The sequence below is a fragment of the Streptomyces sparsus genome (genome assembly GCF_054776295.1).
The window spans coordinates 1-2,303 of the sequence record NZ_BAAHCA010000798.1 but is presented as its reverse complement, the minus strand read 5'-3'; the positions used below and the strand labels follow the sequence as shown (position 1 = coordinate 2,303).

2 protein-coding genes and 1 pseudogene are annotated in these 2,303 nt (G+C 70.6%); all 3 read left to right on the top strand.

Annotated elements, in window-relative coordinates:
* Positions 1–595: pseudogene (locus tag ACYVE9_RS23515) on the top strand (hypothetical protein); the annotation flags it as partial.
* 104 nt (positions 596–699) lie between these two features.
* Positions 700–1,323, top strand: a complete 624-nt coding sequence (locus ACYVE9_RS23510; protein ID WP_461029895.1) for a hypothetical protein — start codon at positions 700–702, stop codon at positions 1,321–1,323.
* Between the two features lie 229 nt (positions 1,324–1,552).
* The gene (locus tag ACYVE9_RS23505; RefSeq protein WP_461029894.1) at positions 1,553–2,146 is read left to right on the top strand and encodes a redoxin family protein; all 594 of its coding nucleotides are present in this window, start codon (positions 1,553–1,555) and stop codon (positions 2,144–2,146) included.
* Positions 2,147–2,303: the final 157 nt, after the last annotated feature.

Here is a 2,303-nt window from a genome sequence, read left to right as displayed (position 1 = left end):
GCCCCGCCCGGCCCCCGCCACCCCCGACGCGCCGGACACCCGCCCACTGCTCCCCGAACCGCGCGACCTCACCGAACTGCCCGGCCCCTCCGCCCTGCCCGAGCTGACCGGCGCCTTCACCCGGTACGCCGAGCACGCCGAACGCGTGCTGCGCACCCTGCGGCACTCGGAGCCCCAACTCGCCCTGCCGGCGACGGAACTGCCGGGCCTCGCCCAGCTCGCCGGGCAGTACCTGCTGCGCGGCCAGCGACCCGAGGCGATCCGGATCGCCGTCACCCAGGGTCTGCCCGCCGAGGGCGTGCGCTGCCCGGCGGCCTTCGTCCGGCAACGGCTGCTGCGCTACCTGCCGCCCGTCCCCGCCTGGTCGCTGCCCGAGAAGCCCACACGGACGTCGGCCACGCCCCCTCGCCACGGGCCCGACGAGCCCCTGACCCGCCCCGACGGCCCGGCGGACCTCATCCGCCAGGGTCACGGCTGGCGCGCCGCCCTCCGCGTGGCAACCGACCAGCACCCCGGCCGACGCCCAAGCGGCACCACCTCCCTTGCGCGTCGGGCATCGGAGACCCAGACCACGACGTCTCCGTTGGAGTCCTGACAGGCCGTGTGCACACGGCTCTGCTGGCCCGTTGGCCAGGAGATGCGTCAGTCACCACGTCGCCGTCCGAGCATGATCACGCGTCGTGTTGCGACAATGGTCCGGTGGTCGAAATCTCCTCCGAACTACTGGCCCAGACGCTGAGTAGAGCCTGCGAGTCCTTCGCTTCTGGCGAGCTGGCCTACCTGGCCCTCACCTCGAAACCAGAACACCCGATCCGCGACCGCATGGCTTGGTCGCTGTACGAGGATCTTGCCGGATGCGTCACTGCGCGCGAATGGAGCGCTCATGGCAACCGGGACCGCACCGACCTCGCCGTTCTGGATGCCGAGAGCCACGAAGCTCTGGCTCTGGTGGAATTGAAAGCTGCCTACACGTTCGACTTCATGAGCGAAAGCCAGCCGTCCGTCAACAATTACGTGCGGCGTATAGCCGGGGATCTGGACAAGGCCCGTTTCGCTGCTGACCGTCGGACACGCGTCTTCGGTTTGTTGCTCCTGACCCATCCGACGAGCGTCCCTGTCCAGCGCACCTCGGTGGTCAAATACGGCCCTTCCATTGCTCGTTCCCTCCAGCGTCGGAGCGCGGCGGACCTAGCCGAAGCGGCACGGCAGATCGCAGGAAACCGCCTCGCGGCGATGGGCACAGTGACGGGCGGCACGATAGCCGCAGGGACAGCCTTCGGCATCGGGGTGGATATCGAGTATTTCTTCGTCGCACCGGAGTAGACGCCCCATAACCGGCAGAGGGCAACGCCCCTGACCTGCTCAACACTCGGCCACACCACAACCGCCGGGCAGCAACCGGGTTCTTACGGAAGAAGAACGCTTCCGGCCGCTGAGCGGCCCGGGCCCGGCCCGGGATCTAGGCTCGGAGGTGTGCGGTGCGCGTTCCGCGTACCGGGCGTCGGAACCGCGAAAGGAACCGTCCACCATGCGCCTCCCGCGCTCTCGCGCAGTGTCCGCCGCGCTCTGCGTGCTCACCCTGACCGTGGTCACCGCCGCGTGCGGCACCACGGACGGGGACGGCAGCGGCACCGACAAGGTGACCGCGCCGGACTCCGCGTCCGCCGCTCCCGGCGACGGCGAGCAGGAGGACGACGGCCAGGAGCCGGAAGGCGACGAGGCCGGCTCCGGCTCGGTACCGGAGGAGTTGGCGTTCACCGCATCGACGCTGGACGGCGAGGAATTCGACGGGGCGTCGCTGCACGGCAAGAACGCCGTGCTGTGGTTCTGGGCGCCCTGGTGCACGATCTGCGCGGCGGAGGCCCCGGCGATCAGGAAGACCGCCGAGCGGCACAGCGGCGACGTCACGTTCGTCGGCGTGGCCGGGAAGGGCGCGACGGACGAGATGAAGAAGTTCGTCGGCACCCACGACCTGGGCGACTTCACCCACACCGTGGACGCGGACGGCTCGCTGTGGTCGCGGTTCGGTGTGACCGCGCAGCCCGCGCTGGCCTTCGTCGACAAGACCGGCAAGGTCGACGTCGTCCCGGGCACGATGAGCGAGCAGGACCTCAACGCACGCGTCGGGAAGCTGACCGGCCGGTGAGTTCGGTCCCCTACGCGCTGGCGGTGACGGCCGGCATGCTGGCCGCCGTCAACCCCTGCGGTTTCGCGCTGCTGCCCGCGTACCTGGCGCTGTTCGTCGGCAGCGACGAGCGCGCCGGCCCCGGCGACACGGCGGACGGCCCGACGGCAGGCGATCC